36 protein-coding genes are annotated in these 26,299 nt (G+C 35.8%); 8 read left to right on the top strand and 28 right to left on the bottom strand.

The genetic code is table 11. The annotated features are described in order from the left end of the window. Nucleotides 1-247: 247 nt before the first annotated feature. The 9 genes from JZO85_RS20450 to JZO85_RS20410 all read right to left on the bottom strand — a co-directional run bounded on the left by JZO85_RS20450 (nt 248) and on the right by JZO85_RS20410 (nt 6,365). Nucleotides 248-1,195, bottom strand: a complete 948-nt coding sequence (locus JZO85_RS20450) for a Kiwa anti-phage protein KwaB-like domain-containing protein (RefSeq protein ID WP_207110367.1) — start codon at nt 1,193-1,195, stop codon at nt 248-250. Then, nucleotides 1,192-1,815, bottom strand: coding sequence for a hypothetical protein (locus JZO85_RS20445; RefSeq protein ID WP_207110366.1), 624 nt, complete (start codon nt 1,813-1,815; stop codon nt 1,192-1,194). Before JZO85_RS20445 ends, JZO85_RS20450 begins: the two co-directional genes overlap by 4 nt. Before the next feature lie 149 nt (nt 1,816-1,964). Further along, a complete protein-coding gene (gene fic, locus JZO85_RS20440) occupies nt 1,965-2,567 on the bottom strand; it encodes a protein adenylyltransferase Fic (protein WP_207110365.1) in 603 nt (200 codons plus the stop codon). 93 nt (nt 2,568-2,660) lie between these two features. Next, on the bottom strand, nt 2,661-3,113 hold the full coding sequence (locus tag JZO85_RS20435) for a hypothetical protein (RefSeq protein WP_207110364.1): 453 nt from the start codon (nt 3,111-3,113) through the stop codon (nt 2,661-2,663). A 196-nt stretch (nt 3,114-3,309) separates the two neighbouring features. Continuing rightward, entirely contained in the window at nt 3,310-3,777 is a 468-nt protein-coding gene (locus JZO85_RS20430; protein WP_207110363.1) for a hypothetical protein, read from the bottom strand. Continuing rightward, a complete protein-coding gene (locus JZO85_RS20425) occupies nt 3,719-5,377 on the bottom strand; it encodes a DUF3114 domain-containing protein (protein ID WP_207110362.1) in 1,659 nt (552 codons plus the stop codon). Before JZO85_RS20425 ends, JZO85_RS20430 begins: the two co-directional genes overlap by 59 nt. Next, nucleotides 5,367-5,726 carry a DUF3958 family protein gene (locus JZO85_RS20420; protein WP_207110361.1) on the bottom strand — a complete coding sequence of 120 codons (360 nt, stop codon included), beginning with the start codon at nt 5,724-5,726 and terminating at the stop codon, nt 5,367-5,369. The genes JZO85_RS20425 and JZO85_RS20420 overlap by 11 nt, the downstream gene beginning before the upstream one ends. Continuing rightward, a complete protein-coding gene (locus tag JZO85_RS20415; protein ID WP_207110360.1) occupies nt 5,726-6,004 on the bottom strand; it encodes a TIGR04197 family type VII secretion effector in 279 nt (92 codons plus the stop codon). The genes JZO85_RS20420 and JZO85_RS20415 overlap by 1 nt, the downstream gene beginning before the upstream one ends. Nucleotides 6,005-6,068: 64 nt before the next feature. Then, nucleotides 6,069-6,365, bottom strand: a complete 297-nt coding sequence (locus JZO85_RS20410) for a WXG100 family type VII secretion target (RefSeq protein ID WP_010742512.1) — start codon at nt 6,363-6,365, stop codon at nt 6,069-6,071. Nucleotides 6,366-6,944: 579 nt separating this feature from the next. Between JZO85_RS20410 and relB (JZO85_RS20405) the strand changes: the two genes are divergently transcribed. Further along, entirely contained in the window at nt 6,945-7,166 is a 222-nt protein-coding gene (gene relB / locus JZO85_RS20405) for a type II toxin-antitoxin system RelB family antitoxin (RefSeq protein ID WP_207110359.1), read from the top strand. 50 nt (nt 7,167-7,216) lie between these two features. After that, nucleotides 7,217-7,399, top strand: coding sequence for a type II toxin-antitoxin system RelE family toxin (locus tag JZO85_RS23525; RefSeq protein ID WP_207110369.1), 183 nt, complete (start codon nt 7,217-7,219; stop codon nt 7,397-7,399). A 292-nt stretch (nt 7,400-7,691) separates the two neighbouring features. Here the strand turns inward: JZO85_RS23525 and JZO85_RS20395 are convergent, their stop codons facing one another. The 12 genes from JZO85_RS20395 to JZO85_RS20340 form a co-directional block, all read right to left on the bottom strand. Continuing rightward, on the bottom strand, nt 7,692-8,042 hold the full coding sequence (locus tag JZO85_RS20395; RefSeq protein WP_207110358.1) for a type II toxin-antitoxin system PemK/MazF family toxin: 351 nt from the start codon (nt 8,040-8,042) through the stop codon (nt 7,692-7,694). After that, a complete protein-coding gene (mazE, locus tag JZO85_RS20390; RefSeq protein ID WP_430732925.1) occupies nt 8,035-8,289 on the bottom strand; it encodes a type II toxin-antitoxin system PemI/MazE family antitoxin in 255 nt (84 codons plus the stop codon). The genes JZO85_RS20395 and mazE overlap by 8 nt, the downstream gene beginning before the upstream one ends. 690 nt (nt 8,290-8,979) lie before the next feature. After that, nucleotides 8,980-9,327 carry a hypothetical protein gene (locus JZO85_RS20385; RefSeq protein ID WP_207110357.1) on the bottom strand — a complete coding sequence of 116 codons (348 nt, stop codon included), beginning with the start codon at nt 9,325-9,327 and terminating at the stop codon, nt 8,980-8,982. 778 nt (nt 9,328-10,105) lie between these two features. Next, on the bottom strand, nt 10,106-10,510 hold the full coding sequence (gene arsC / locus JZO85_RS20380; protein ID WP_207110356.1) for an arsenate reductase (thioredoxin): 405 nt from the start codon (nt 10,508-10,510) through the stop codon (nt 10,106-10,108). Nucleotides 10,511-10,512: 2 nt separating this feature from the next. Then, nucleotides 10,513-11,595: an ACR3 family arsenite efflux transporter gene (arsB, locus tag JZO85_RS20375; protein ID WP_207110355.1), complete on the bottom strand. Its 1,083-nt coding sequence runs from the start codon at nt 11,593-11,595 to the stop codon at nt 10,513-10,515. Between the two features lie 60 nt (nt 11,596-11,655). Next, entirely contained in the window at nt 11,656-13,380 is a 1,725-nt protein-coding gene (arsA, locus tag JZO85_RS20370) for an arsenical pump-driving ATPase (protein WP_207110354.1), read from the bottom strand. A gap of 35 nt (nt 13,381-13,415) precedes the next feature. Next, complete coding sequence (gene arsD / locus JZO85_RS20365; protein WP_207110353.1) at nt 13,416-13,793, bottom strand: arsenite efflux transporter metallochaperone ArsD; 378 nt, start codon at nt 13,791-13,793, stop codon at nt 13,416-13,418. Then, nucleotides 13,771-14,118, bottom strand: coding sequence for an ArsR/SmtB family transcription factor (locus tag JZO85_RS20360; RefSeq protein WP_207110352.1), 348 nt, complete (start codon nt 14,116-14,118; stop codon nt 13,771-13,773). Before JZO85_RS20360 ends, arsD begins: the two co-directional genes overlap by 23 nt. 631 nt (nt 14,119-14,749) lie before the next feature. After that, nucleotides 14,750-15,151 carry a type II toxin-antitoxin system HicB family antitoxin gene (locus JZO85_RS20355; RefSeq protein ID WP_207110351.1) on the bottom strand — a complete coding sequence of 134 codons (402 nt, stop codon included), beginning with the start codon at nt 15,149-15,151 and terminating at the stop codon, nt 14,750-14,752. Nucleotides 15,152-15,203: 52 nt separating this feature from the next. Continuing rightward, nucleotides 15,204-15,377, bottom strand: coding sequence for a type II toxin-antitoxin system HicA family toxin (locus tag JZO85_RS20350; protein WP_207110350.1), 174 nt, complete (start codon nt 15,375-15,377; stop codon nt 15,204-15,206). Nucleotides 15,378-16,064: 687 nt separating this feature from the next. Continuing rightward, nucleotides 16,065-16,355, bottom strand: coding sequence for a type II toxin-antitoxin system YafQ family toxin (locus tag JZO85_RS20345; protein ID WP_207110349.1), 291 nt, complete (start codon nt 16,353-16,355; stop codon nt 16,065-16,067). Next, complete coding sequence (locus JZO85_RS20340; protein WP_207110348.1) at nt 16,348-16,635, bottom strand: type II toxin-antitoxin system RelB/DinJ family antitoxin; 288 nt, start codon at nt 16,633-16,635, stop codon at nt 16,348-16,350. Before JZO85_RS20340 ends, JZO85_RS20345 begins: the two co-directional genes overlap by 8 nt. Before the next feature lie 601 nt (nt 16,636-17,236). Here JZO85_RS20340 and JZO85_RS20335 point away from each other — a divergent pair. The 5 genes from JZO85_RS20335 to JZO85_RS20315 all read left to right on the top strand — a co-directional run bounded on the left by JZO85_RS20335 (nt 17,237) and on the right by JZO85_RS20315 (nt 20,274). Next, complete coding sequence (locus tag JZO85_RS20335; RefSeq protein WP_207110347.1) at nt 17,237-17,446, top strand: DUF1659 domain-containing protein; 210 nt, start codon at nt 17,237-17,239, stop codon at nt 17,444-17,446. Between the two features lie 18 nt (nt 17,447-17,464). Beyond that, nucleotides 17,465-17,677 carry a DUF2922 domain-containing protein gene (locus JZO85_RS20330; RefSeq protein ID WP_207110346.1) on the top strand — a complete coding sequence of 71 codons (213 nt, stop codon included), beginning with the start codon at nt 17,465-17,467 and terminating at the stop codon, nt 17,675-17,677. A gap of 64 nt (nt 17,678-17,741) precedes the next feature. Further along, nucleotides 17,742-18,125 (top strand): hypothetical protein, encoded by a 384-nt coding sequence (locus JZO85_RS20325; RefSeq protein WP_207110345.1) that lies wholly within the window; start codon nt 17,742-17,744, stop codon nt 18,123-18,125. A gap of 43 nt (nt 18,126-18,168) precedes the next feature. Then, entirely contained in the window at nt 18,169-18,777 is a 609-nt protein-coding gene (locus tag JZO85_RS20320; protein WP_207110344.1) for a DUF2922 domain-containing protein, read from the top strand. 609 nt (nt 18,778-19,386) lie between these two features. Further along, entirely contained in the window at nt 19,387-20,274 is an 888-nt protein-coding gene (locus JZO85_RS20315) for an Rpn family recombination-promoting nuclease/putative transposase (RefSeq protein WP_207110343.1), read from the top strand. Nucleotides 20,275-20,639: 365 nt separating this feature from the next. Here the strand turns inward: JZO85_RS20315 and JZO85_RS20310 are convergent, their stop codons facing one another. Then, nucleotides 20,640-22,091, bottom strand: coding sequence for a GHKL domain-containing protein (locus JZO85_RS20310; RefSeq protein ID WP_207110342.1), 1,452 nt, complete (start codon nt 22,089-22,091; stop codon nt 20,640-20,642). Between the two features lie 267 nt (nt 22,092-22,358). Then, nucleotides 22,359-23,153: an EFR1 family ferrodoxin gene (locus tag JZO85_RS20305; RefSeq protein ID WP_207110341.1), complete on the bottom strand. Its 795-nt coding sequence runs from the start codon at nt 23,151-23,153 to the stop codon at nt 22,359-22,361. 91 nt (nt 23,154-23,244) lie between these two features. On the opposite strand from JZO85_RS20305, the gene JZO85_RS20300 reads away from it, so the two are divergent. Next, nucleotides 23,245-23,673 (top strand): MerR family transcriptional regulator, encoded by a 429-nt coding sequence (locus JZO85_RS20300; RefSeq protein WP_207110340.1) that lies wholly within the window; start codon nt 23,245-23,247, stop codon nt 23,671-23,673. A gap of 56 nt (nt 23,674-23,729) precedes the next feature. Here JZO85_RS20300 and JZO85_RS20295 read toward each other — a convergent pair whose 3' ends face one another. The 5 genes from JZO85_RS20295 to JZO85_RS20275 all read right to left on the bottom strand — a co-directional run bounded on the left by JZO85_RS20295 (nt 23,730) and on the right by JZO85_RS20275 (nt 26,217). Beyond that, a complete protein-coding gene (locus JZO85_RS20295; RefSeq protein ID WP_207110339.1) occupies nt 23,730-23,996 on the bottom strand; it encodes a type II toxin-antitoxin system RelE family toxin in 267 nt (88 codons plus the stop codon). Continuing rightward, entirely contained in the window at nt 23,993-24,223 is a 231-nt protein-coding gene (gene relB, locus JZO85_RS20290; RefSeq protein WP_207110338.1) for a type II toxin-antitoxin system RelB family antitoxin, read from the bottom strand. The genes JZO85_RS20295 and relB (JZO85_RS20290) overlap by 4 nt, the downstream gene beginning before the upstream one ends. A gap of 183 nt (nt 24,224-24,406) precedes the next feature. Continuing rightward, nucleotides 24,407-24,793 (bottom strand): DUF1761 domain-containing protein, encoded by a 387-nt coding sequence (locus JZO85_RS20285; RefSeq protein WP_207110337.1) that lies wholly within the window; start codon nt 24,791-24,793, stop codon nt 24,407-24,409. Between the two features lie 20 nt (nt 24,794-24,813). Further along, complete coding sequence (locus JZO85_RS20280; protein WP_207110336.1) at nt 24,814-25,170, bottom strand: rhodanese-like domain-containing protein; 357 nt, start codon at nt 25,168-25,170, stop codon at nt 24,814-24,816. Nucleotides 25,171-25,272: 102 nt separating this feature from the next. After that, nucleotides 25,273-26,217 (bottom strand): hypothetical protein, encoded by a 945-nt coding sequence (locus JZO85_RS20275; RefSeq protein WP_207110335.1) that lies wholly within the window; start codon nt 26,215-26,217, stop codon nt 25,273-25,275. Nucleotides 26,218-26,299: the final 82 nt, after the last annotated feature.

Here is a 26,299-nt window from a genome sequence, read left to right as displayed (position 1 = left end):
TTGGTATATGACGCTTACAGATAACTGGTCCTATGATCAACATCCCCCATGTATCACCTGCACAAGACCCAAATCCAGAAAATTAGGCAACAGAAGCTGGATTTATTGTCGAAAAGAATTAAAAGCATCTGACTAAAACAAACATGAAGAACCTCCTCTAAGTTTTGCTAGAGGAGGTTCTTCATGGCTTCAAAATCATTTCTTACATGAAAGACGAGGAAATCTGTGATTTTTAATATTAACAATTTTATTTGATTCGATTTTTAGCTAAAACCTCGTATTCATCACCTAAACCACTTTTCAAAATATCATCATTCAAAAAACTCAAAAAAGTTTTGAACTCTTCTTTATTATTAACCTGAATGGCTCCATTTCTGTCAAATTTGAATATATCTTTGTAGTTGGGATTCGTTGCAGCTTCATTTAAAATTATATCTCTAGAATATTTAGATTCTTTATGTCGCATTGAAGCAATACTTCGAGTAAAACTTTTTCTAAACTTTTCAAAATTTTGACAAAAATCCTTAACAACTATTTGGCTATCACTAGATAAGAATTCTTGAGCTACTAGATGATCTATGTGGTTTTGAACAGAACTCATCAAATAATCTGTTATTGCAAATGCCTTTTCAAATATTTCGCTATTATTAATATACAAAGTACCTTTGTACACAAAAAAATCAAATCCTTTTGGGACTCTAAAATACTGTTTCTTTGGTCTTACAAATGATTTATCCTTAAAAATTACAGCACCTTCTGGTTTAACAATACTAGCTGGATGAACCTTTTTGAAGAATATAATAGTCGCCTCCTCATGATCCACAACCGTAATATGAAAATCAAAATTAGAATAATTTCCTCTTTTTACATCTTCAGTTTGATCAGAAAAAACTTGAGGAATAATTTCCTTTATCGGCGGAACTTCTAAATCAGCTTTTTCCCAAGTATAAATACTACTTACACGATCATCTGCTTCTTTATAGTCAAGTATACTTTTTTTTTCATCATTAATCAGTTTATTAGCTAAAGATACTATATGCTGATAATTCTCATAAGATATACTATCCTTTTCGTTTCCCATGGAAATCTTGTGTAATTCATAGCTAATGTCATTCTTATATGTGAAATAGTGCCGAACACATAATTCTTTCCAATCTAAATTTACAATTTTAAGAATTCTTTCTAACGTACTCAATCGTCTACCTCCATAAATGTCATTGCACTACTACTAGTGCTATTTAAATAAATTATCTTAATGGTTTCGTCTTTTTTGATTCTTTTCTTGGATAATAGAACTCCCTCAACTTCTTCGGTAAAAGAATCATTTCCTCGAATTCCCTCAACATTAAAAAGATTATACCCACGCAAAGCAAGAAATAAATTACTATGATAAAGTTCTGTCTTTGTATAAAGGTAGCCGTTCAATAATAATACAACTAAAAAAGAGAGGGTTGCGTTCAAATTGCTAAAGCTAGTAACCAAAATAGGTAAAATATATGAATTAAGCATTTCTAAATAATTTTCGTTTATTGAACTTGCTTTTTTAATTTTTAAACGATGATTCCCTTTAGTCTTTTGCCCTTTAATAAAAATTTTAAACAAAATAATTGAACCAGCTAGTAATAGAATACAAAGAAAAGGCAAAGAGTTATTCAATACATATTTAGGTATTGATACTTTTGATCTATATCCAGAATTCGTCATCCATTTGCAAGCTTTACAAAAAAAACTAAAATCGAAATTTTGAATAAAGATAAATATATAGATTGGAAAATTTCCTACAGCAAATAATATCCATTTTTCGATCTTACCCAAGTTTATTCTCCTTATTTATACAATTTAAGTTTTAAATATCTTAAAAAACTCCCAACTACAAATAGCTTTTTTAATAATATTATTTTATCAAATGTTACATTATTGTGGAACACCTAAATAACTGGCGCTATATAAAAATGATTTTTATTTTATAAATCTTCAATTCGATACTCCGTATACCCTTCATAAAAGTAACTCATATCAATACCTTTCATAAAAATCTCTCGATCATCCACTTTATCAGTCAATGCTTCCTTCAATAAATATCGAATCTCAAGATCATTTACCGGACTACGTTCCATTGCCGAAAAATAGGTCCCCTTATCAATCAAGCTCCAATCAACAACTTTTTCTAACTCTTTTTTCAAAATTGAATCCAGCCATATCCGCATACTGCGTCCATTTCCCTCACGGAATGGATGAGCAACATTCATCTCGACATATTTTCCTACAATCTCTTCAAAAGTCTTTTGGGTCATAGTATCTATATTCTCTAATGCAGTTTTTAAGTACATTACTGGAGCAAATCGGAAGTTTCCTTTTGCAATATTCACATCTCTAACTTTGCCAGCAAAGAAGTAAATATCGCCGTACAGATAATTATGAATTTCAGATAATCCTAAAAATGATCCAGCTTCTAAATCATTTATTTTTCCTGACTCAAATAATTCCTTTGCTTTTTGTTTACTCAACTTTTCTTCTGCTTTAGCTAATTCAATTTGATCTGTTATGCCTAATTTATTTTCTAGCATATGAAAATTCTCCTTAATCCAAAAGATTTAAGGTGCTAATCTTATTTTTACTATCACAGACGACCAACGCTAGTATTTATTCTCTGTTCTAAATTATGGAAAGGACATCCAAACCACTTCATTATCTACAAAGTAAATGCGAAATTGTCTGATCTGTGCCTTAGGATTTTCATAGCTCTTATTTCTATAATCATATTCAAAATACGACCACCCAGTAGTTTGATCTGTTTTGTCAAAGAAGTATTGTTCCTTTTTTTTACCTCCCCAGAATCTATCGTAATAACTCTCGGGCCATCTATCACTTGAGTGTTCTGAATCATAATCCCATTTTTGAATAACTTTTTCATATTCTGTTTCACTATTTTGAGGTTCTCCAAGTACTTTCTTTACCTGTTCCTGAGATAAACCAGCAACAATATTTTCTTTAAAATCACTCAGTATTAATTCTTTGTTAGAGGAACAAGAACTGATAAAAAGTAGTAAGGCTATCAGGTACAAAAACAGATTTTTTTTATTTGTCTGGTTTCTTTTTAGAATATCCATCATCAATATTATCTGCCTTTTCCCATGTGTATTCCTTTATATCTTGTTTCCTGTTTTCAAGAATTTCTTTCAATAATAATTCCCCTTTTATTTATCAGAATACTGAAAAAATTCATTAATGTGACGAGTTTCTTAACGAGTAATTTCTAACTTAGCATAGCGTTTAGCTACACAATGCCATTACTATCTTTTCTCTAAATTAAGGAAATGACATCCAAATTACCCTATTCTTATCAAAATAAATTGTCCATATCGCTTCTTCTTCAAATTCATTTTTGTAGGGATACTGATATGCCGTCAGAGAACTAGAATTTTCTAACTTCTTATCTATTTTTTTTAATTCTTGTTTTCCATCTAAAAATTTAGTAAAAAGATCGGGATCTTTCCCTATTAATCTATCACTTGAATGCTCCGAAAAGTCTTGATCTAATTTTCTTACTTCAACAGAATCAGTTACTATTTTTTGAGGATTTCCTAAATTTGATTTTACCTGCTTTTCAGTCATTCCATATTTTATAAGTAGCAATTTTTTCTCAGTTAATTCAGTTTTTGCGCAACCCGAAAATGCAAGAAATAAAAGTACCGCAATTACAAATACAATACTTGTCCTATTCAGAGTATGAATCCATACTTTTTTTGTCTTTCGAATAGTTAAATTCTCTTTCATTTGGGCTTCTCCATCCTTTTTTCGCTTTCTCTCGAACACTATGATCGTAGTTACCTGGAGGATTACTATCTAATTCTTTGTGGCTATTACCCTTATTTTTAGCGTAATTAAATGACTCTCCATTCAAAACCTGCTTTCTAAACTCATCCGTATAATTATATTGGTCTGGATCACTTTCAATGGTTCCATCAGGTCTTTCTATCAAGACATTCCATTGACTAACAAAATTACCGTCTGGATCGATAATAAACTCTGAATGAAACTCATTGTTTACCACTCGTTTCTTATTTTCTTTTCCTGCTATAAATTCGTCATAGTTAGAAGTTTTGGGTAATTTATTATGAAGACGCGCAGGTTCTTTTGTCAACTTCCCGCCAAATCCTAAAGGATGTTTTGCTTCGGAGTATCGTTTAAGTGCGACTTCATCAGAAACGCCTTTTCCGAATGTTTCACGAACATAGTTTATGTTATTTCGATCAATATACATTCTAAGCTGATGAACTCTGTCGTCTGTTAAATCTCTGCCTTTATAAGCCCCTTGAACTGTTTTTGCCCATATAGCTAAAAATTCATCGTGAGGAGCCATGTATTTATCAAATTTATGGCTACCTGTCAATTGTAACATCCCATTTTTATCTATTACCGCACCTAACTGTTTCAGTACCATATCTATTTTGCCTTGATCAGAATAGCTACATGCTTTATACATATTTGTGTACAATTCCGAGCCAACTAATCGCGTCTGACCATACAACTCCACTACCTTTTTCATCGCTTCTGCTGCGGTTAGGTTTCTTGTTTGGTGATTTGCTGCCTTGAAGTACTCCTTGATCGCTGACTTATCCCAACCGTCTTCTACTCGTAAATCTTTTTCTTGAGCACGTAGTTTCGTTAGATAGACTTGATATTCTTTATCTGACATTTCTTTCGGGCGTTCTATTGCATATTTTTTTTCGAATGCCTTATTCTCAATCGTTTCAGTCCATGACATATCATTAGGCATGCTAAACGTTCCGCTACTCCCATTCCAACAAGTAGCTGCTTGGGCTGCTCCCGTATTCACTGCTGATTCTAGTGCAGCGATCTCTGAAAAGATTGATGGTGAAGAAGCATGAAATGCTTTCAGTTTTTTCAATTTCTTGTCTAATTTCTTCTTTGCTTTTTCTTGCCCTTCTTTGACGTTCTTGATTGACTTCAATACTATTTTTTTCGCGGGCTCTGGCAAAGAACTGCTTGAAATATCTTTCATAATGGAATTCGCTGTATCAATCCCTTTTTTATACTGTTGAATCTGTTCTTCCAACTCGGATGATTTCAAGTCCCCACTATCAACTTGCGATTGATAGTCATCTGGAAACTTCTGACACGCTTTTGCGGTTGCCTCCGCTAAAAGCATCCCGCCTTTGGCTAAAGGGGATAAGACAGCTGAGAAATATTGCTTCGCTGAATCATATGTTTTCCCCTGCAATTCGCCACTGCTCATGACAAATTGATTAATTGCCTGTTGCAGCTGTCGGTAGCCTTGGATTTGTTTTTGACACATCGCTTTTACACTGCTCGCCTGTGCTCGCGAACTGCTGACATACATATCAATGTTCATTGGGTTTCTCCTTGCTATGGATCATCTTTTTCTCTTTGATCAATGTTTGTTCTTGCTCTTCCAGCAATTGTTGCGTCCGTTTGATTTCTCGTTTTTCTTCTCCTAGTGCTTCCATTGTTTTTCCAGCATCACGGGAAAAGAAAGAATACAATTCATCGAAATCACGACCGCCATCGTTCTTTCGGAAGGTCTCCCTTGTCTTTTGTAGTAGTTGTTGCGTCTGCCGGAAATACGTACCTATACCATCATTCAAGCGATCTACTGAGCGTTGGCGTTCATACAGCTCTTCTTGCTTTTTCGTGAGGCTTTTTTGTTCACGTTTAATCTCGTCTAAGCGTTGTTCATTCATTAGATTTTCTTCCTTGTAAATAGTTCTTTTCCTGCTTGGTCGATCGCTTCAAAGTTTTTCGCCACACTGTTAATATTGCTTGAAGCGCTGTTGACGGCTGCCATCACCTTTTTTACGCCATTGATAGTTGACTTCACCGCTTTTTGGGCCGATTCATTTCCTGCAACGGTTGTTTGCGAATCACTTGTCGCTACACCGCCAGAGGTCAGGCTGTCAGCCGCACTTTTTAGCGCGCTTGCTCGTTGTTGCGCCACGCCTAGATTACTTTTTACTGCCATTTCCTTCTTTTCTCCTTTTGAAAAAAGCACCAGCACACGATGTACTGATGCTCTGTTTTTTCTATTAGTTTAAGCCGAATGATCCAGCATCTTGACGGTCACGTTCTGCCACAGTGTCCGCATATTTGTTCAATTGTCCGTGGATACTTTCCAGCAATTCTTCCATTTGTTTCACGTTGCCTTCTAACTGGTTATATTGTTCCAAGTAAGCGCGGAATGCTTCCCCTTGCCACTGTTGTGAGATCGTTTGGTTCATGGAATTGACCTTGCGGATCGCATCCTCAATTTGCGCGGAGGCCTGTTGGTAAACCTTCGCCTGTGATTTCAGCTGTTCGGGTGTGACGGTAATTGCTCCTGCCATATAGTGTTCCTCCTTGTAATCATTATTATTAGTTAACTAAGAATATCATATTGAGAAATGAAATAATATCAAATACCCTAAAAGGTTGATTTTAGACCCTGTACGGTAATTTTTTATGCGAATTTTCGTAATTAGTTCTTTTTTGTAACGATAAATAAAAAAGACTCATCATAGCGATTGAAAACAGCTATTTTAGAGAATTGTATTCTGCTTAAAAACGGAATCAATCACGATACTTTGTCAAACCATAAAATATCTTCTCTGAAACCTTTGTCTATATACCAAAACACAGAAGTTCGTCACTTTATAAGGTGTTTAGCTTCTTTTTACGCGCTACGAAACCTTTTTCAGGAAAAACTTTCATTACAAAATGATACACATAATATCATGGGTTTAGAAATTCTCGGTCTTATTACATTCATTGTGTCGAAACAATAAATAATAATTTCCAATAAAGAAAACACCTCAAAATGTGAGTATTATAGAACAAACATTTGCTCTCACAACACTCATTGTTGACTTTTTTTTAAAAGGATATCATTATAGAACAAAGGTATTACAAAAGGAGAGGTGGTTTACATGGCTGTAATTACTATAAGGATTCCTAATGAAGATAAAGCATTTCTACAAGCAATGGCAAAATTTGAAAATGTTTCCTTATCTGAACTAATTCGTACACAGACCCTCGCCAGTCTTGAAGAAAAGTATGATGCCCGCGTAGCTGACGCAGCGTTAGAAGAATATGAAGCTTATTTGGCCACTGGTGGAGAACAATTGTCATGGGATTCGTTAATTTCCTAGATTGGATTAAATGACTTAAAAGCAAAAATACACTTTGCAACTCATACCACATTTTACAATTTAAAAAATTGATTCTTTTGCTCAGAAACAAATCAAAAAGTAAAGGTTTGTCTGCCAATAGAACAGGACAATGGCGCTACCGTATTGGTAATTATCGTGTAATTGTCAATATCAACGACAACGAACTCATCGTTCTAACACTAGAAGTTGGACATCGGCGGGAAATTTACTAACCTCTCACCTATTGAAATGCGTCTTATATTCTAGCAAATGAATTAGAAATGATTTCAAAATAAAACAAAGGGCGGAGTCTCTTCTTTTGAATAGAATCCGCCTTTTGTTCTGATATACTTGTTTTATTGACCAAAGTTGTTTTACCGCCTAGTGTAGATCGCACTGGTTTCTAGAGCTAGAAATAAGTCCATTTTTTGGTTTTGTATAATAGTCCAAATTGCAAAAAAAGGGATAGCAAGCTTTTTTACCTGCTATCCTGAAGTTGATAATAATACTCATATTGCCGATTTTTCAAAGCTGAAAGTTGAAATTCATCTGGACGTGCTGAGCAATGTTCAAAAAGTCCTTTTTAGAGACCTCACCAATGATCTCCACGTTCCTTCCACCTCTAGCTGTAAAATCCATCGTGTATACTTGTTTTGTATTCACCTTGCTTCCTGATTTTAGAGCGTTATTAACGATTTCAACAAAATAAGGCCGGTTCTTATTCGAACTAGTTATTGGACATACGATAATTAAATTAGAGGATAAGCTGTATTCGTCTCTACTTATGACTACAGCAGGTCTTCTCTTATTAATCTCACTACCCTTTGATGGTTCAGAATCAATGTAAATAAGCCTCCCTTGTTTGATACTATTCATCGAGCAACCTGCTCTCTACCTCAAAGCCCCTCACTTGTTCATCTTCTTTATCTATAAACTCATTTTCCTTTGCATTAACAAAATAATCCTCAATCTTGGGAATCAATGTGATCGTTCCATCAGACTCTTTGCTAATGTAGTACGTCTTACCTTCTGGAACCTCAAATTTACTGGCTAATGTCACCATCACAGCATTTCCCTGTTTGCGTGTTTTTACTGTATCCATTTTACTCGCCACTCCCTTCATCGTTTCCACTCCCAAATTACACCATGTAATTACGGTAATTACAACAGTTACCAGACATACTATTATTAAAAAAATATCCCTTTCAGCGGTGGTAACTGATACACAGGCAGGTTGCTAAATATTTTCTTAACGATGTCCTACGGCTATCCAACGATCATCATTGAGAAAAGACAACGAGGGCAATATATCCGATTGCTTTCGGAGAAAAATACTACAGAGCTGGCAAAAATGTTTAAACAATCCATGCTCTTTGAAATGGAACAAATGAGATTTTCTGGATATGGTATTATTATTGACATAACTGTTAGACTTACAAACTTAAATTTATTATTATAGGGCTCTATACCAAAAAAGCCCGTCGCAATGACGGACTTCAGTAGTAGTCAATACATCTCAAGTAACTGAGGAACAACAACAACATCCAGCTTTAATAGCTCATCCTCTATAAGGTACTTGCCATCTTTCCTAAAAATGCTGATGCGTCACTGGTCTTTTTTAAGCGCATAGTTTTCTGAAACATACCTATCTAGCTGATTATTCAAAAAATTTTTTATAAAGATCGATCGTAATTGACTGATTGCCAAGCCAGGTTCTCTTTGTTTAAAAGATATGAACTCGTAAAAATACATGCGTCCATCACTTAAAAGTGCTCCTCATATTGCATTCTCCTTTGATTCATTTAAACGAATATTAAACGATGTTTTCACCCAGTATGATCTTCGGCATTGTTATTAAACAGCGAGTCCAACGTTTGTAAAATTTTTCAATTCCGATTTTAGAAACTCTTGCATGTGTTTCTTCATTATCTACTACCCAATAGAGTACATAGGTAACCTTGCCGATGTTTCTAGTTAGCCTAATAGGATTTTCGCCCTTCTTAACAGCATTAAAATCTTTCTGTCTATGGGTTCTTTTTATATACCGTACATCAATTACGCCCTCTTGCTTCTTATAAAATTCTGCTACTTCTTTCATTAGCTCTTCGATTTCACTCTGCTTATCAATTTTCGCTTCATATAAGCATATTTCATTAAACATAACCTTCCCACCTCTTTTAATGATGACTTTATTAAACTATAGCATCGCTTAAATGAAATGAATAGTCTTGGAAATAATCACAATCGTGTCTTCAACATGTTTTCATATCGTGATTGCTTCCGGATCTCAAATACCACTAACTATTTTTTTGTAAAAATATTTCTTCTCACAAATCATATTGATTTAAAAATGATGGAATGTTACAATATTTATGAAAGAATCTTTTAAATGTTTGTTATTTCCATCTGACCACTTACTCCAGTAGTGGTCTTTTTTATATCTGTTAATGAAGTACATTATTTTTTCTTTGTTTCAATCATGTTTTTGTAGTATATTTTACCAAGCAAACCTTTTGAATCTTTTTCATTAAACTTCTGACCACTGTTAACCCGACAGTGGTCTATTTTTTGAGATAACTGAATTTTCGACTATCTACATCTAACTGCGTACAATTAGCATCGACTGCTCCATAATCATACTATTCGATGCCCTGCTATCCACTGTTCATTATTGAGAGAGAGCAACAAGGGCAATATATCCGAATGCTTTCGGAGTAAAATTCTACGAAGCTGGAAAAATAACTTGAACAATTAATGCTCTTTGAAGAAGAAAGAATGGCATAATTTTAAACGAGTTACAAACCACCTCTCTTTTGCTTTTTGTGTCATTCACTCTAGTCTCACTTTATCTAGTTGAATTGCTGGAGCATCAATTTTGATGCAAGTTTATGAACACGAAAAAGCGTACAGAAAAGTGGCTTTCTGTACACTTAGAATATTTAAACTATTTCATGAACTTTATCTTTGATCAAATCTCTAGTGTTTCGAAATTCTGATAATATCTCTTCTTCAGATCCTGTAGCTTGAGCAGGATCTTGTAATTCCCAATGTATATGAGTAATTCCTATGGGAATGGTAGGACATTTATCCTTGGCGTCTCCACAAAGAGTAATGATCAAGTCAGCATTTTTAAAATACTCCATATCAATTAAGTCAGATGTTTGATTAGAAATATCAATGTCATCTTCAGCCATGACCTTTACTGCTCTAGGATTCAGCCCATGTGTTTCAATGCCTGCACTTCTAATTTCAAAATCTGCTTTTGGTAGGAGGCTATGAGCATAGCCTTCAGCCATTTGACTACGGCAAGAATTACCGGTACATAGAAAATATATTTTTTTCATTACTACTTACCTCCAAAATGAGGCAATTCAGTCGGATTTGGCGCAAACCATCCTCTTGTATTATTGGATACTTTAACTAATAGCAGCATTACAGGAACTTCGACTAAAACACCAACAACAGTAGCTAATGTGGCTCCTGATTGCAAGCCAAATAAAGAAATCGCAACAGCGACGGCTAACTCAAAAAAGTTACTAGCGCCGATCATCCCCGCTGGTGAAGCAATATTATGAGGCAATTTCCAAAGTCTTGCCCATGTATAAGCTATTGTAAAGATTAGTATGGTTTGTAGCGTTAATGGTACTGCTATCAATAGGATATGCAGAGGGTTAGCTAGAATTCTTTCTCCTTGGAAAGAAAAAATGATGATCAGTGTTAGTAGCAATCCTATGATTGTTACAGAATCGAACTTCTTTAAGAAGATATTTTCAAAGTAGTCTAACCCTTTGTTTTTAATAATTAGTACACGAGTAACCACTCCTAAGAGTAAAGGTACAACTACAAAAAGAACAGTTGATAGTATCAAAGTAGCCATCGGTACAACCACGTTGTCTACTCCTAAGAGAAGCGCTACGATTGGTGCAAATAATAGTAGGATAATTAGATCGTTTACCGCGACTTGAACCAGTGTGTATGCAGCATCTCCTTTCGTTAGATGACTCCAGACAAATACCATAGCTGTACATGGAGCTGCACCAAGAATTACGGCACCAGCTACATATTCTTTGGCCAAATCTAATGGTATCCAGCTCTTAAATACAACATAAAAGAAGAAGGCTGCGATAGCATACATTGTAAATGGCTTAATCAGCCAATTTGTGACGCATGTGACAATTAGACCTTTCGGTTTTTTTGACACATTCATGATACTTCCAAAATCAATTTTAAGCATCATCGGAAAGATCATTAACCAAATTAAAATGGCCGTCGGTATAGAAACATTGTAATACTCAAATTGACTCAAAGTGTCAGGTACTGTCGGTAGAAATTTTCCAATTAAAATGCCTAGTGCCATACAAATAATTACCCATAGAGTTAGATATTTTTCAAAGATTCCTAACCCTTGTTGGCTTTCTTTCTTCTCCATTTGAATCCTCCATCATTGAGAAATCAATACATAGATATACATCTATGTATTGAAAAAAAATTATACCCCTAAAGGGCTAAAGTTCGGCTGCCATTCTTCAACAGCAAATTTACCATTTGAAAGTTCAGATACTTTTTCAATCCATTCTAATTCATTGAAGGAGCGCGCTTTTAATACCTTATTCTGAGTATCAGCCGCTAACATACTTTGATTTACCAACCACCAGGTATGGGCGATTTTTGCACGATCTAAGTCTTCATCTAATCTCATTGATTCATAGACTGGAGTTGTCTCTGGTAATGTAACCATCAACACTTCTGTTTCTTGTTCATTCTGAAGCCGAGGTAATAATTTCTGAATGGAAACAGGAACTTCACCAGAACTTCTCTCTACTTCTTTGGCATAGCTTTGAGTAGACTCTAGAAGGAGTAATGTATGGCCTGTTGGGGCTGTATCAATCACAACAATTTCATTTTCTGATTTGTCTACAATTTCCGCAAATGCCCGAAAGACTGCTATTTCTTGGGTACAAGGAGAGCGAAGATCCTCTTCAACATAAGCAACATCATCAGCATTCATCGTTTCTCGAGCTTTTGAAAGAACTTCTTCTTTGTATGCTTCTAATTCCTTTTCTTCATCAATATGACTCATTGAAATTGGCAAGTCTTTTGAAAGAAACAGATTTAAATGATCAGCAGGATCGGTCGTAGCCAAATGGACTTTTTTACCAGATTGTGCAAGTTTTTCAGCAATTTTGATAGCAACAGTTGTTTTACCAACTCCGCCTTTACCCATTGTAAAAATGATTTTCTTATTTGTACGAATAAACTCACTGACGATTGAATCTAAATTTGGAAAATCAACACTTTCTTGTTCCTGTTCTTCAATCACAGGCTGTTGATCGTTTAGTAGAATCTGAAGCTTATCTATCCCTGTAACATTGTAAGGTCGTAGGGGAATATAGTATGTTTCAAATTTAGCTAATGATTCTGGCATTTGGTTTAAGTCATTTTGCTGCTCGTTATAGATTTCTTCTGAAATGGTATCATCATAAGTTTCAAGTAAACCATTCACGACTAATTTCTGATTTTCGATCCCTATTTTTATCAATTCCTCAGAGGCTCTCTCTGCTTCAATTAAGGGAGCTTTTTGTGCCCGTGTAACTAAAATCAGCGTTGTCTGTTGCTTATCAGCTAATGTTGCTACAGCCTTTTCATACATATCTTTTTTGTCGCCTAATCCTGAGAGTTGGCCTAAACAAGAAACACCTGTCGTATTCTCGTCTAGAAAGTTATTCCAGGCAGAAGGCAGCTGCAGCATTCTTAATGTATGGCCTGTCGGAGCTGTATCAAAGATCACATAATCAAATTCTTTTGCAACTTCCGGATCGGTTAGAAAATTTGCAAATTCATTGAATGCGGCAATCTCCACTGTACACGATCCAGATAGCTGCTCTTCCATATTTATTAATGCACTATCGGGAAGAACCCCGCGATAAGGTCCAACAATACTTTCCTTGTATTCTTCAGCAGCCGTGATAGGATCAAAATTTGCGACCATTAAGTGATCGATCCCCTCTATGGGAGTCGGCTTATTGGTTAACGTTGTTTGAAAAACATCTTGTAGATTTGATGCGGGGTCTGTACTAACAAGCATGACTTTTTTACCATCTTGTGCCAAAGAAGCAGCGGTTGCACAAGCAGTGGTTGTCTTTCCGACACCGCCTTTACCAGTGAAAAATAGATATTTCGTTAAACTCATCTTCTGGGGTATATATTGAAGCATGTATTTCCCTCCTCATTTTACTAGGAAGAAGGCTGTTAGCAACAACCTTCGCCTCCACTATTTCCACCACAACAGCCCTCAGAACTATTCGCTGACTGCATAACAAAGTGAATGTCACTATATTTTCCAAATTCTTCCAATGTAGGATATGACCCTTCTTTAACAACTTCGCCATCAACCAAAGTAATTGGTAAAATATCATTTCCTTTTTCTTGTAATAGCTTTAAAATTGTTGGATGATTCACAAAAGCATCTGGATCACTCGTCAAATTATGACGTGATGCCTCAACTGATTCTATCCCTTCAAAGGTCTCAAAAACAGAAGTCACCATAAGCAATTCTTCATCAACAGATGGTCCACATACTCCAGTCGAGCAACACATAGCTGGTTCAAATAGTTCTAATTTTTTCATCTTCCTTTTCTCCTTTACATGTACAGTTTAGTGTATTACAAATGCAATTTTCATCATTAGAAAATAATTGCATCATTGAACCCATGAATTGATCAATAAAGCTTTCTGTTAATTGATATCTATGCCAAGTACCATCTTTAGTAACCAGCACAATGCCAACCTTTTCCAACACTTTCATATGATGGGAAAGCGTTGGCTGGGTAAAATCGAAATGGTCCAAAATATCACATGCACACAGACTGCCGCAAGATAGCAAATCAATGATTTTTAATCGTTTAGGATCAGCGAGAGCTTTGAGCATTACTGACATCTCTTCATAATTCATATTTGTTCCTCCTTTACATAGATGTTTATCTATGTATAAATATAGATGAACGTCTATGTATTGTCAATTGTTTCTGTCCTTTTTTCTAACTCAGCTTTATATCTGTTGGATTGGCGCCGATCAGAATTTCTTAGAAATACTAGGTCTTGATTTTACAACAGCGATTAACCTATATTTTAGACAAGTTGTACGCGAATAAAAAATTCCTTTTGAAATTTCAACTCAAAAATAGTTTACTCCGGAAGAAGTTATGGGGGAAAAAGATTAAACACAAAAAAATGGGTTTACGAGTAATATTTAAACAATTCGCTTCTAGAGAAAATGAATAGGCGGTAGAGAAGATCATGGATTTTCTCTACCGCCTAGTTTTTTATGGAGCTACATTTATGTTCCAGCTGATTATTGGGCGATTTCCTCGTTATACTATTTAGATAAAGGCACATAGTTTTACCTACTATCGCTGTCCTCTTCACAGACAAAATTTTTTATAAAGATCGATCGTAACTGACTGATCGACAAGTCATTTTCTCCTTGTTCAAAAAATGTGGATTCGTAAACACACACACATCCATCACCTGAAAGCATTCCTCGTATTACGTTCTATGTGCTAGTTTAAACGATTGTGTGCACGTTACACGCCTAGTTTTTCTCTTAATGCTTCAGTTAGAGTTTGCGAAAAATTTATGCCCGCCTCATTTCCTAATTCATTTAAATATTTAGGAATGGATAAGGTTTTCTTCACCACAACATTTCTTGTTTGAGCTTTGAATCGAATCAAATCAATATCTACTAACGTTTCTATGTCGTTTTCTGACACATCATATTTAGTTGAATTTGATTGAGGGAAAGCTTTGCCTTCTTTTTCATATTCCATCAACATATTCCCTATGTAATCTCTAGCCATAGCGATGGCATCGGACACGTCCTTGCCTTGCGTAAATCCTTCAAAATCAGGGATCGATACAAAATAGTCATAACCAGAATCATCCTTCTCATAACTCAAGATGGCGGGATATACAAATTTATTTTCCATAATACATTTTCCTTTCTTTAATCTATTATATGCTGACAGTGAAGCAGTGAGATTATTTCAGCCCATGCTTCCTAATAATTGCTTTTGCTAGCCTTTCGTTTGTTTCACGGTGTCTAACGATTTCTTCCGTTTCCTTACCATCAGTGTAAATATCGTGATTACTTCCATGTCTCAAGAACCACCATCCATTTTTCTTGAATAGTTTCACTAGGTCTCTTGTTTTCATTCCTGACCTCTCTTATATATATTATACGTAATAAATACGTATTCATCAATACCACTGTTAATACGTAGCGGTCTGCTCTCAAAACATACGAAAAAAGGAATCGAAAAATTTCAATTCCTAAACATTTATCTAGATTTTCTAAAGACCTCATTCTTTTTTTCTGTTGAAGCAAATAGAACTTTCGTTTCCTACTAATTCTTTTATCTACAAATAGCCAATCTTATTTTATATGTATCTCTCTGGGGCCTTTTAGTGTCCCAGATAAAAACAGCATGGACGCCGTCGCTAATTTATCGCTATAAAAAGCCGTTCTTCCAATGGTTGCTATGCGTGCAGGAAATTCTCCACTTTTTATTTGGTTATGTGAAAAGGTCTTGATTTTACAACAGCGATTAACATTTATTTTAGACAAATTGTGAACAAAAAAAAATTCCTTTTGAAATTTCAGCTCAAAGATATTTTACTCCGTAAGAGGTTATGGGAAAAAATTGGCGAGAAGATCTGGGTGATGTTGAGGGCGAGTGGGAATGAGTTACCGAATAAAATATACTCATGATTCAATAAAGATTATGACGCGTTTACTTTTTGTTGTTTTCGCTAATAGTACCACCATGATAATGACACAGATAAGAACAACATGTATACAAAATAATCGCTCTCCTTCGATCATTTTTCCCCAAACTCTTTTTATCTAAATAAATCCGAATGACTCCCCGTCCGTTCAAAGATAATGGTATTCTGTTCAAAAACGTAATAAAAAATCAACACCCAATCACTATTTCTGCCACCAATGTGTATGTCCCAACGCTTAGGAACTTGGCTTTTAGGTTCTAACGGATGAAACCTGTATTCTTGGGCTAACTCTACTTCGTTTATCAGCAAATCCATCGCCTTTTTAAGCTCGTCAACTGGTTTACCTTGCTTTATCAGCTTCTTTAAATCTTTATCAAAGCGCTTCGTTGTCCGATAATTAAGCATTTGAATTAGCTTCCTTTGCGATTCTCTCAAAGTAATCGGTCAAGCTCTCGTCATTTTCTTTCAAATCGTTTTGTTGAATCATTTGCTCGGTTTCTCTAAAAGCTCGGATTGTTTCTTGATTAGGCGTGCTCTCTGGCATCTCAATTTCAAAAGGAAATTTTCCTGTTTTAACAAATCTAGTCAAAAATATTTTCACAGCAACAGATGTATTCATACCAAGTTCATCAAACATTTCATCCGCTTCTTTTTTTAACCCATCATCAATTCTAATTGTTGCCATCGTGTATCCCCCCCTTATTTGTTTCTTTATTATACCATTTTATTGCCAATACGTATACATACGGATACTTTTGTATACTTTTTTATTCAACTTCACAAAATTCTTCTCTCATCATCGCCTTTAAAACCGTTGCATCCAAAGCAATTAAAGATTTTACACTGTTTAGGGTGGAGCTATTCACCGATAATACTCAGAGAGTTTCAGTTCTTTCATATACTCTTACTTGAAACTCAACCAATGAATTCAGGTGAGTTTTTTCAAAACGCATTAGGATTTCTGTCAAACCATAAAAATATCTTCTCTGAAATCTTTATCTATATACCAAAAAACAGAAGTTCACTACTTTATAAGATGTTCAGCTTTTTTACGCGGTATGAAAACCCTTTATTGTAATACGAATCGGTTTTTGAATCAAATCGCAAAATGACCACTATCCCCCCTAAAATAACCCCTTTCAAACCAAGGAATGCGGGTTCTAGCCTTCGAATTGGTTAAATTGAGGGGTGAAGTGGCTATTTTGCGATTTGTCAGATTTTTTGAAATCAGCTATCTTTTAGTCACCGGCCGGTACAAAAAATTCAAACACACGGAGGAACCCAAAATGATTCAGAAACTGAGTACTAAATTACAAGTGCAGCTCGCTGTACCTGGTGTAGAGAAACTAAAGAAACTCACGTTCCCAAATGTCGTAGATGATCCTGCTGAAGCAGATATCCTTGAGCTGGGTGAAATCATGAAGACCCTCGATCAAGAAGATACACTACTGGATGGCGTAATCATCACTAGTCAATCACGTGTAACAAAGAAGTAGAGAAGGAGGATATGAAAATTGAAAAAATTAGTAGCGATTTTTAAAACTAGCGGCGGACGTTCGCAGACCTGGAGCTTCCCAACGCCCGGCGAAGGAAAAGCGCCCGAGGAAATTCGAGGACTCTTGGAAAGAATCACCCTGTTATCCCTATTCAAGAAGGATGACGAAAAGCTTTACAACCAAGTGGTCAGCGCAAAGTATGTTGAAACCGTTGAAACGATTATTTTCTAACCATAAAAATTTGAGGAGCAGCGGTGATTTCGCCGCTCTCCTCCATTAAAGGAGGACACGATCCATGAATGAACAAACATTATCTTGCCGACAACTATTTAACCTGAAGTCAACAACACTAGAAAAACGAATTACCGAGTATTATTACCAAACTCAAAATAGCAGCTTAACGATCAAATATATTTTAACGTTACGTGTAAGACACCAGCTCGGTGCGGAGGAGTTTGCCTTCATTCTAAAGGATCTTGTCCGTGAAATTTTTATGAATACTAAAGCCACTCGCACTATGAAGCGTTTCTTTTATTACTTTCAAGATTACTTCATGGCTCCCGAATGGCGCTCGTTAGCTGTAAGACTATTTCCTGTTCGTAACTTTGGCGAAAAGGCCATCTCACTTGTCCGTTTTCTTATTGCAAAAGTTCGTCCTACAGAAACCAACGAACCTTGATAGATTTTTACCTACGCAGAAAAAATGAAAGGAAAGCAGAACAATGACCCATGATTTAGTCACGACCTTTACCAATAGCCTCGGCAAAGAACACGACTGGACCTACAAAAATGTGAATGCGGACTTACCTGTGGAGCAGATCAAAGAAGCCTGTGAGCTCCTCACTCAACTAGATATCTTTGAAAAAAGCGGCGTAAAACTCTTTGATACGGTGGTCACGGCAAAGATCGTGACTACGTACGAAACGGAGATTTTTGATGAGACGAGCGAACCAACCGCTCCTTCTGATCAAATAGATGAAGAAACGCAGGTTAAAAATGAGGTGATGGAGAAATCAGCAGCTCTCCCAATTAAATCAGTAAGAAGCTATGACTATTTGTATAATTCTTCGAAGAATGCGATTGAAAATACGTTAGAGCAACCAGCAGAAACGAGAAGTAATCACCCTTCATTAATACTAAAAAAACAAACAAGTGGATTAAAGCACACAATCAATGAGAATGAACTTTCTGCTAGTAGATCTACTACCTTGATACGATCACAGCCTGAAGAAAAAGAACGACTGAGTAAACGAAAAAGTTTCCTTACTTGGCTTCGACGAAAGAAAAATCGGAATAAAGATGATCCAGACATTCACCCTGAGCTAGAATAACTTAGTCAACTTCTGCCCTTTCACAATCAAATACCTTTTGCGTAGGTATGGTGCTCACGTCGTCAGCCTCCCACATGAGAGGAGGTGATGCTTTGAGTGAGCTGATACGATATGTCCTCGCTCCACTCTTTGTGGGGCTGACCATCGCCCTCGTCAACCACTGGTTGAGTGGGCGTGATCCATGACGACTGGAAGATAAATACACCTGCGATCAAAAATCGCAGGTGTTGGTTAATACTATTTAACTCCGGTAGAAGCTATTCATCTTGTTTTTCATACAATTTCTTAACAAACTCAAGTCTCACTCCTGTAGCTTTCGATTTTTCAATAATCATGATGATTTCCTTTTCATCACTTTCTATGGTTGAGAAGTCCGTCTTTTTCTTCGCTTTTTAATAAACTCAAGTCTATTGCCAATAGCTTCTCCATATTTAGAAAATATAATTAGTGATCATTAAATAATTCATTTCTTCTCTCTGATAAGAGCATTTCTTCACTCTTTGCGTATCTTAAAGTAAATAAATTTTGAAGGCTGCTGATGAACCATGCTATAATTGGGGCGAGAAAAGCCTCTCAGCATGGCGTCTACCAGCTGAAAGGTGTGAAGAAATGCAAAAATATTTACCAACGAATGACCTGTTATTTCGTAAACTGCTGACCTCTGAAGATTCCCTGTATATTCTAAAAGCCTTTGTCAAAGACCTGCTAGGTATCGAATTCCAGTCCCTTATGCCAAAAGAAACCTACCATATCGACAGCTATAAGAAAAGGTTCAACGAAATCGATCATGTACAAACGGAGATCCTGCGAACAGAAGTGGATATCTTAGCCATTGGAGAAGATGGCAGCCATGCCACTATCGAATGCCAAATCCAGCCGCATAGCTATTTCCATGAGCGTTCACTCTTTTATCTGGCTGAAGCCTTCCGCTCACCTTTTGGGTCTAGTGACAAAAAAGAAGCAGGGAAAAAGAACAACTTTTCTAGTTTGCGGCCTGCTTATGGAATCAATATTGTGGATTTCCATTTGTTTGATCGAAAGGACAATGCCTTACAGCTGTTCCGCCTATTAAATGAAGAAACACATCAGCCTTTTTTTAATGAAGAAAACAAGGAATTATTGATTCTCTGTTTCCTCAGTCTAAAAAATCAAACGATTGAAAAACAAAAGGCCGCCTATCATTGGCAATATTTTCTAAAAACCGGAGAAGTTGAGCCGGAAGCTCCTGACTATATCAAAGAAGCCAAAAGAAAAATTGATTTCTTAACATTGGAAAGTGAGGAAAAAGAAATGATCATGAACATCGAAAAATCCAAAGCTATTTCTGACGCTGTATTTGTGACTGCTATGGAAGAAGGGCATAAAAAAGGGCGACAGGAAGAGAAACAGGCATTAGCAATCGAATTCTTAAAAATCGGAGTTAGCATAGAGCAAGTAGCAAAAGCCACTAAATTATCAACGGAAGAAGTTGACAAATTATGGCGGGAACAAAACTGATTTTGTGTCTAGAAGTATTCCAGATGAAACTACTCAGCTAGATTTTTCTTCTACGTATAAAGTTAAAAGCTGCTCCTCAAAGTTGTACAACTTGAGAAGCAGCTTTTTAATAACGTTCTCATAAACAGCTACACTTTCAATAAGCGACTGGAATATTTCACTGATTCACCATTCTTACCACAGAGTCATCAGCTTCTATTTGTAGAATCTTCTTTTGTTTGATGTCATAGATTCGTTGGCAGCGAAAATACTTTTGAAACACCAACGCTGCTGCGATTTGCCTATTCCAGTCAGAAAAGAAGCAAAATGTCTACATAGCGCTTGATTTTTGCCAAGGGCTTCTGATTATCTTCATAGCCCCGATCCTACCTTTTTCCCTCCACTAAGAAAGAAAACAAGACCGTTTGATCATTTTGCTTACAATCCAAATGCAGCTGTCTATTTTCCTTTACTAATTTAGTCATTATTTTTAAGCCTTGTCCTCGCCCAACACCTTTATCACTCTTAATGGTGTCAGACAAATATTGCTCCATAAACTTCTCATTATATGTATGATTTTCAATCATTGTCAAAATTTGTTCCTCATTGATAGCTACAAAGGCAAGTCGCACAACGGAACCCGTAAATTTTTTGCTCTCCTCCAAGGCATTATCTACTAATATTGCCAAAATCCTAACGATTGGGACTAGCCCTTTCGCAGGGAATTGAATCGCCTCATCTATTTCTAGATTTAAATGAATATCGAACTCTTTTGCCTTCATCAGCTTGTCCAAGACTAGACCAAGAATTTCAGGATTTTTTAGATGAGTTAATTTACCATTTGGGATTTTGGTGATTCTTCGTAACCCAAAATCCTGATTGACTTGCTTGTAATACTCCCTCAATGCCAAGATATCGGGCTTCTCCTGATAAACATGCATTCCTAATGAACTAAGAACATTCCCAATATCATGCTGCAGCTGTCTTGTCTCTTGGTTGATCGACTCAATCATTTGGATATATTTTTTAAGCTCCTCTTCACGTTTTGTTTGAAGCTGGATAAGCTCTTGGTCTAATTGCTTCTTTATGACTAACTGAAAAATGCTTATGATTGGTGCACTAGCTATAATACCAAAGAAAAAAACCTTGGAAAGTTGATTATCTAAATCTAAAAAGGAAAGCTTTACGTGTTGACCAAACGAATCAAAAAGGGATTTTCCAATGAACTCGTTGGAAATGATTATTCGCATTCTTGGTCCACGAAATGTAAAAAGCATAATGTTGATGCTATTTAAGAAAAGATGGATTCCTAAAAATAACACTCCCAGAACATTTCTTATTGATGAATGTCGCATCAAACGATATTCAACAAGCGAATAAAATTTAATAAAGACTGGAATTCCAGCCAACAGCATCCCAAAAAAAGAAACAAAGGAACCAAAATGGTACCGTTCAAACAGATGAAAGGTCAAAAATTGACAACAAAAAAACCAGCAAAACATGAAAAGTCCTTCTAGAAATAGAAAGCCTTGAAACCGACTGTCTTTTCCATAAACAAAGAAGTTGAAGAGAGTAAAGACTGAAACAATACCAAAAATGACCAAATAGCCATTTACAATGATCATTCCATAAAAAAGTCGTTCTAAAAAATCAGCAAACATTAAAAAATAAATGAAAAAGAAGACCGAAGAAATGAGAACAAAGTGCAGAGTAATTCTTTCCTTAAAGAATTTTCTTAGAGGAATATACATCATTAATTGAAATACAATTAAATTAATTATAAAGAACAGAAAGTTCTCTACATGATATAAGTGAGCAGTTTCATAAATATATATCATTTCTTTTTCCTCCAAAAAACAAACTGTACATTTATTCTATATTATTTCGCAATAAATTATTAGAGTTATTTAAAATTATTTTTATTTTAAATGAATTTCTATTAACTCGATCTGGAAATAAACAATTGGGAGGAATGGAAGTACTTTACTTTCAAACGAAAAATAAATCGATTCCCTGAAAAGGAATCGATTATCGAAAAAAAGTTATCAATGCTAGAGTACTTTAATGATACGCTCCAGTTCTTCTACCTATCTTTAGTCTATCTCTCAATGATAAGTGTCTACTATTTTCCTATTATGTCTTATTAGCGTTTTTGATGATATCTCAGGATGATTATACCGTCTTCTTTGTTGTGTTTTTGACTTAAAGTTAATTGCTTTTTTCGGACAATATTGCACGCAGGCAACACATTGCTCGCAATGATTTAAGAATGTTGGCTGTCCCTCAACCATCTCGATATTGTTGACTGGACAAACTTTCTGACAGAGATTACAGGAAATACAGTCATCACTCACCTGGTAATGTTGATCCAACGTCTTTGCCTGCTCCACTCGCCAACGATAATAATAATCTAAAAATGGTACTGGTCTTCTAGCTGCGCGCACTTTTTTTTCAGTTAAATCCACTATGACCCTGTCTATTGCTTGCTCAGCTTTTTCTGTTTTCTGCCTCACCTTTTTGCTTAGTTCATACATAACAACATAGTTCGAATACATTTTTATTGCCCCACCGTAATGCAGCTTTTCTCCCTTGCCTCGCAATAGATGATCTAATTGTGGCAAAGCATTTCCCTGTAGTGCACCATAAGTCGTCAAACCATAAAAATAATCGCATTCAACAGATGAAAAATCCAACTTCTGAATAAAGGTTTCTACTGCAATGGGCACTCCTTGAAAGTACGTAGGATAAATAAAGCCGATACTCTCATAATGTCCCTGAAGTTGCGGCGATACTATGCTGGTCATCGACTGAATCGAACAAGCTGTTAGAGATTTTCCTATCTTCCTTGCTGCATGAAGACTATTTCCTGTTCCCGAAAAATAAAAGATCATATTTTTCATTTCCTCACCTCACATTTTTTTCAACTTAACACTCAACCCAAGTTGAGAGTCAATATGATAAAATGAAGAAAAATAGGGAGGGATCTCCAGCATGTATAAAGTCAAAGAAGCCGCAAAACTTTTAAATACATCAATTTCAACCTTACACTACTATGAAAAGCGTCGTCTCATTCATCCTCACAGAGGAGAAAATGGCTACCGCTACTATTCAGAAGAAGACATTCTTTCTATGAAACTGATTCTCTTAATGCGCCACTATCACTTTTCAATCGATGAGATCAAGCTCATTTCAACGAACTTTACAGACAATCTGCAATGTCAGGAAGCTGCTGACAAATCAAGACAATTCTTTCAGCACAAAATCTTTGAGTTCCAAGAAATAATCAAAGGTTACAGAGATCTGATCACTATTATTGAAGGCCTGCCATTGATGAACACGTTTGATGATTTATCCGTTAAGAAGGATGAGACTATTGGGCTAGTGGAAGAGTTATATGGGAGGATGAATAGACTTAAATGATAGCTAAAAAAGAGCAAACCGCTTTATTTAGCTATCTGCTCTTTCTACTTTATTTCTCAATCATATATATTTTTGCTATGGCCGATTTGAATCGTTTCTACAATCAGTTCACTATCTCTTATTTCTAGGATAATACGATATTTTCCAACTCTATAACGCCATTCTCCGGATCTATTCGCTACTAATCCTTTACCTAATTTTCTCGGGTCATCGATGCCATCAATATTCGTAAATAGCCATCTAGTTAGTAATGCCGCCTGATGGCGATCCATCTTTTTGAACTGCCGTCTTGCTATCTTAGAAAATCTTAGTTCATAGCTCATTCCAACCCACCAAACTCGGCTAAAATTTCTTTCATTGAATACGTTTCATCAGGATTCTCATCATTTAATTTCTTCGCAACCTTAAGCATTTGTCTATCATACTCATCCTCTAGGGCTTCGTCTGAATAGGTTTTAATCAGTTCCGAAAGTGAAATTCCATAGAACTCTGCCATATATTGATACCATTCTTTTTCTTCATCTGTCACTCTAATTGTGATCATCGCCATAATAGCAACCACCCTTCTGTATAACATTGTAATACAGAAGGCGAGATTATGTAATAAGCATTATGAGTAACATTTTTTAATGATTCTGGTCTAAAAAACACTTCCAATCGAAATCACAGCTCCATTTGATTCCTATTTATTGGTAAGAAAGAGAGCCTCTCTGCAATTAGAGAAGCTCAATTTTTACATAAAAATCGAATACGTCGCTGCCAAGATCAAAATACTGATGATACGATAACCTTCATTGATCAAAATTGTTTTAAAGGATTTCCCATCAAATATCGATAATTTTATTCCTTGAAAGATCAATACACCTAAAATCATCAATACCTTATAAGTCAACGCGACAGGCAAATTGTGAAATAACCCAATTGTACAGAATGCTGCGATCCATTCCGTTACAAAGGCAAGAAACATTCTTCCTGGTGTAAATATCTCTTTAATCCGTGCATCTGAAAAGCCCATTTCCTGTTGCCAAATTTTTCCAGTTAATAATGTATACCATAAACATCCAGCCAAAAACGATAGAATCGTTCCAGCTATTGCGGCATAGTAAAATCCTGCTGTCATTTAAACAACCCCCTCACCTTTTAAACTGGTTCCATTGGAAGTTCGGTAGCAGCCCAAGCCTCATTGCCGCCCGCAATTTCCAATACATTAAAACCATTTTCTAAAAGGAGCAAGCTTGCTTGCTTTGCCAAAGTACAGGCTCCGCTCCAAGTGGCTACATAAATCAGCTTCGTTTTATCTAATTCAGTCAAACGCTCATTTAATTCAATCAATGGAATTTGTTTAGCATTCACAATCTTTTCTTTGAGAAAAGCTGGATCTCCTATCCGAACATCAACCACTTCAAATGCTTCTGGCTTTTCCTGAATCCCCATAAATACCTCGATCGGACTTCTTTGTGAATCAATCACTGCTTGTAAATATTCTTTTCTTGTCATTGTCATGCACTTCCTTTTCTTTTGTTAAGTACATCCTAACAAGATTCACAAACAGAAACTTCTTCTACTTTGCTATCTTTCTAAAGACGTGATTTAGATTCATTAAATATGTAAAGCAATCTCCCCACTTAAATACTCTACCAAAATCGTTTTAACAGATTCCTTTTCACCTTGATTTAACGAATTTGGCATCATATGGGCAATATTAGTGCCTAGAATGATACTGTCCTCAATAATTTTTACTGGATAATTTGCTTCGATTTCTTCTCTGCTTGTACATACCGGTGACTCCATTAAGTCCTTTGAATAGATAGAACGGTCGGTTACGACTAAACCATATGGCCCCATCAAAGTAGAATCTGTGATTGCAAACTCGATCGTTTCGTCTAGAGGAATAGAAAATTTCTTAACGACCTTCCTAAAGTGCTTCGAATGCTTTTCATCACTACCCATTTTCACGCAGGAATTATTAAGAAGTCCAAGTTCAGTGATTCGACCTGATAAGTCATTAGATTTGAGGGATTCAACATGACTAATCTCAAGTGTTTCCTTAGTAGTCAGAATGTCGGTGATTGCCTCAATCATTAACTGCATCAACTCTTTTTTTACCTCATCTGACAAAATCGTTTCGAAAAACTCCCACTCAAATGCAGTCGCAGCCTTCCCCAAAACCTCAATCGCTTCAACCTTAGAAGATGGATAAGGATAGACCTTAGGGAGATAGTCAGTAAATACACTCATTTCTCTCACATAAATCATATGATCGGTCACTAAAAAGCCTACAGCCTGATTTTTTCGTGTGATTTTATTTTGTGCACGTCCTCCTACAAAGAGAACAGGAATTTCCTTTTGATCTAGTGGAAGATAATCAAGAAGGAGCGTTTTGAATACTTTACTGGCATCCTCCCAAACTTCTGGTTGGAAAAAGGGACTAAAAACAAATTGCAAGGCTTCCTCAGAATAATCCTCGTAGCGTGTCGATATTTTTTTACAATAACTTTTTTGATGATCAATCTGCTGAACACTTAAATTATTAGGTACATCCATATAAAACACCTTCCCTTTAAAATATGCTGTTGTTACTTCATCATACATATTAGAATAACGATAATCAAGATGTCTTATTGCA

This window comes from Candidatus Enterococcus murrayae, from assembly GCF_017315985.1.
Lineage (GTDB): Bacteria > Bacillota > Bacilli > Lactobacillales > Enterococcaceae > Enterococcus_A > Enterococcus_A murrayae.
Note: the sequence above shows the minus strand (reverse complement) of the source record. Positions and strands in the feature narration are given on the sequence as shown.

Coding starts and splice junctions, on each gene's coding strand:
- fic (WP_207110365.1), bottom strand. CDS start 2,567: ATGCTAGAAAATAAATTAGGCATAACAGATCAAATTGAATTAGCTAAA.
- JZO85_RS20435 (WP_207110364.1), bottom strand. CDS start 3,113: ATGATGGATATTCTAAAAAGAAACCAGACAAATAAAAAAAATCTGTTT.
- JZO85_RS20430 (WP_207110363.1), bottom strand. CDS start 3,777: ATGAAAGAGAATTTAACTATTCGAAAGACAAAAAAAGTATGGATTCAT.
- JZO85_RS20425 (WP_207110362.1), bottom strand. CDS start 5,377: ATGAACATTGATATGTATGTCAGCAGTTCGCGAGCACAGGCGAGCAGT.
- JZO85_RS20420 (WP_207110361.1), bottom strand. CDS start 5,726: ATGAATGAACAACGCTTAGACGAGATTAAACGTGAACAAAAAAGCCTC.
- JZO85_RS20415 (WP_207110360.1), bottom strand. CDS start 6,004: ATGGCAGTAAAAAGTAATCTAGGCGTGGCGCAACAACGAGCAAGCGCG.
- JZO85_RS20410 (WP_010742512.1), bottom strand. CDS start 6,365: ATGGCAGGAGCAATTACCGTCACACCCGAACAGCTGAAATCACAGGCG.
- relB (WP_207110359.1), top strand. CDS start 6,945: ATGGCTGTAATTACTATAAGGATTCCTAATGAAGATAAAGCATTTCTA.
- JZO85_RS20395 (WP_207110358.1), bottom strand. CDS start 8,042: ATGAATAGTATCAAACAAGGGAGGCTTATTTACATTGATTCTGAACCA.
- mazE (WP_430732925.1), bottom strand. CDS start 8,289: ATGAAGGGAGTGGCGAGTAAAATGGATACAGTAAAAACACGCAAACAG.
- JZO85_RS20385 (WP_207110357.1), bottom strand. CDS start 9,327: ATGTTTAATGAAATATGCTTATATGAAGCGAAAATTGATAAGCAGAGT.
- arsC (WP_207110356.1), bottom strand. CDS start 10,510: ATGAAAAAAATATATTTTCTATGTACCGGTAATTCTTGCCGTAGTCAA.
- arsB (WP_207110355.1), bottom strand. CDS start 11,595: ATGGAGAAGAAAGAAAGCCAACAAGGGTTAGGAATCTTTGAAAAATAT.
- arsA (WP_207110354.1), bottom strand. CDS start 13,380: ATGCTTCAATATATACCCCAGAAGATGAGTTTAACGAAATATCTATTT.
- arsD (WP_207110353.1), bottom strand. CDS start 13,793: ATGAAAAAATTAGAACTATTTGAACCAGCTATGTGTTGCTCGACTGGA.
- JZO85_RS20360 (WP_207110352.1), bottom strand. CDS start 14,118: ATGAATTATGAAGAGATGTCAGTAATGCTCAAAGCTCTCGCTGATCCT.
- JZO85_RS20355 (WP_207110351.1), bottom strand. CDS start 15,151: ATGGAAAATAAATTTGTATATCCCGCCATCTTGAGTTATGAGAAGGAT.
- JZO85_RS20350 (WP_207110350.1), bottom strand. CDS start 15,377: ATGAAAACAAGAGACCTAGTGAAACTATTCAAGAAAAATGGATGGTGG.
- JZO85_RS20345 (WP_207110349.1), bottom strand. CDS start 16,355: ATGCTTAATTATCGGACAACGAAGCGCTTTGATAAAGATTTAAAGAAG.
- JZO85_RS20340 (WP_207110348.1), bottom strand. CDS start 16,635: ATGGCAACAATTAGAATTGATGATGGGTTAAAAAAAGAAGCGGATGAA.
- JZO85_RS20335 (WP_207110347.1), top strand. CDS start 17,237: ATGATTCAGAAACTGAGTACTAAATTACAAGTGCAGCTCGCTGTACCT.
- JZO85_RS20325 (WP_207110345.1), top strand. CDS start 17,742: ATGAATGAACAAACATTATCTTGCCGACAACTATTTAACCTGAAGTCA.
- JZO85_RS20320 (WP_207110344.1), top strand. CDS start 18,169: ATGACCCATGATTTAGTCACGACCTTTACCAATAGCCTCGGCAAAGAA.
- JZO85_RS20315 (WP_207110343.1), top strand. CDS start 19,387: ATGCAAAAATATTTACCAACGAATGACCTGTTATTTCGTAAACTGCTG.
- JZO85_RS20310 (WP_207110342.1), bottom strand. CDS start 22,091: ATGATATATATTTATGAAACTGCTCACTTATATCATGTAGAGAACTTT.
- JZO85_RS20305 (WP_207110341.1), bottom strand. CDS start 23,153: ATGAAAAATATGATCTTTTATTTTTCGGGAACAGGAAATAGTCTTCAT.
- JZO85_RS20300 (WP_207110340.1), top strand. CDS start 23,245: ATGTATAAAGTCAAAGAAGCCGCAAAACTTTTAAATACATCAATTTCA.
- JZO85_RS20295 (WP_207110339.1), bottom strand. CDS start 23,996: ATGAGCTATGAACTAAGATTTTCTAAGATAGCAAGACGGCAGTTCAAA.
- relB (WP_207110338.1), bottom strand. CDS start 24,223: ATGGCGATGATCACAATTAGAGTGACAGATGAAGAAAAAGAATGGTAT.
- JZO85_RS20285 (WP_207110337.1), bottom strand. CDS start 24,793: ATGACAGCAGGATTTTACTATGCCGCAATAGCTGGAACGATTCTATCG.
- JZO85_RS20280 (WP_207110336.1), bottom strand. CDS start 25,170: ATGACAAGAAAAGAATATTTACAAGCAGTGATTGATTCACAAAGAAGT.
- JZO85_RS20275 (WP_207110335.1), bottom strand. CDS start 26,217: ATGGATGTACCTAATAATTTAAGTGTTCAGCAGATTGATCATCAAAAA.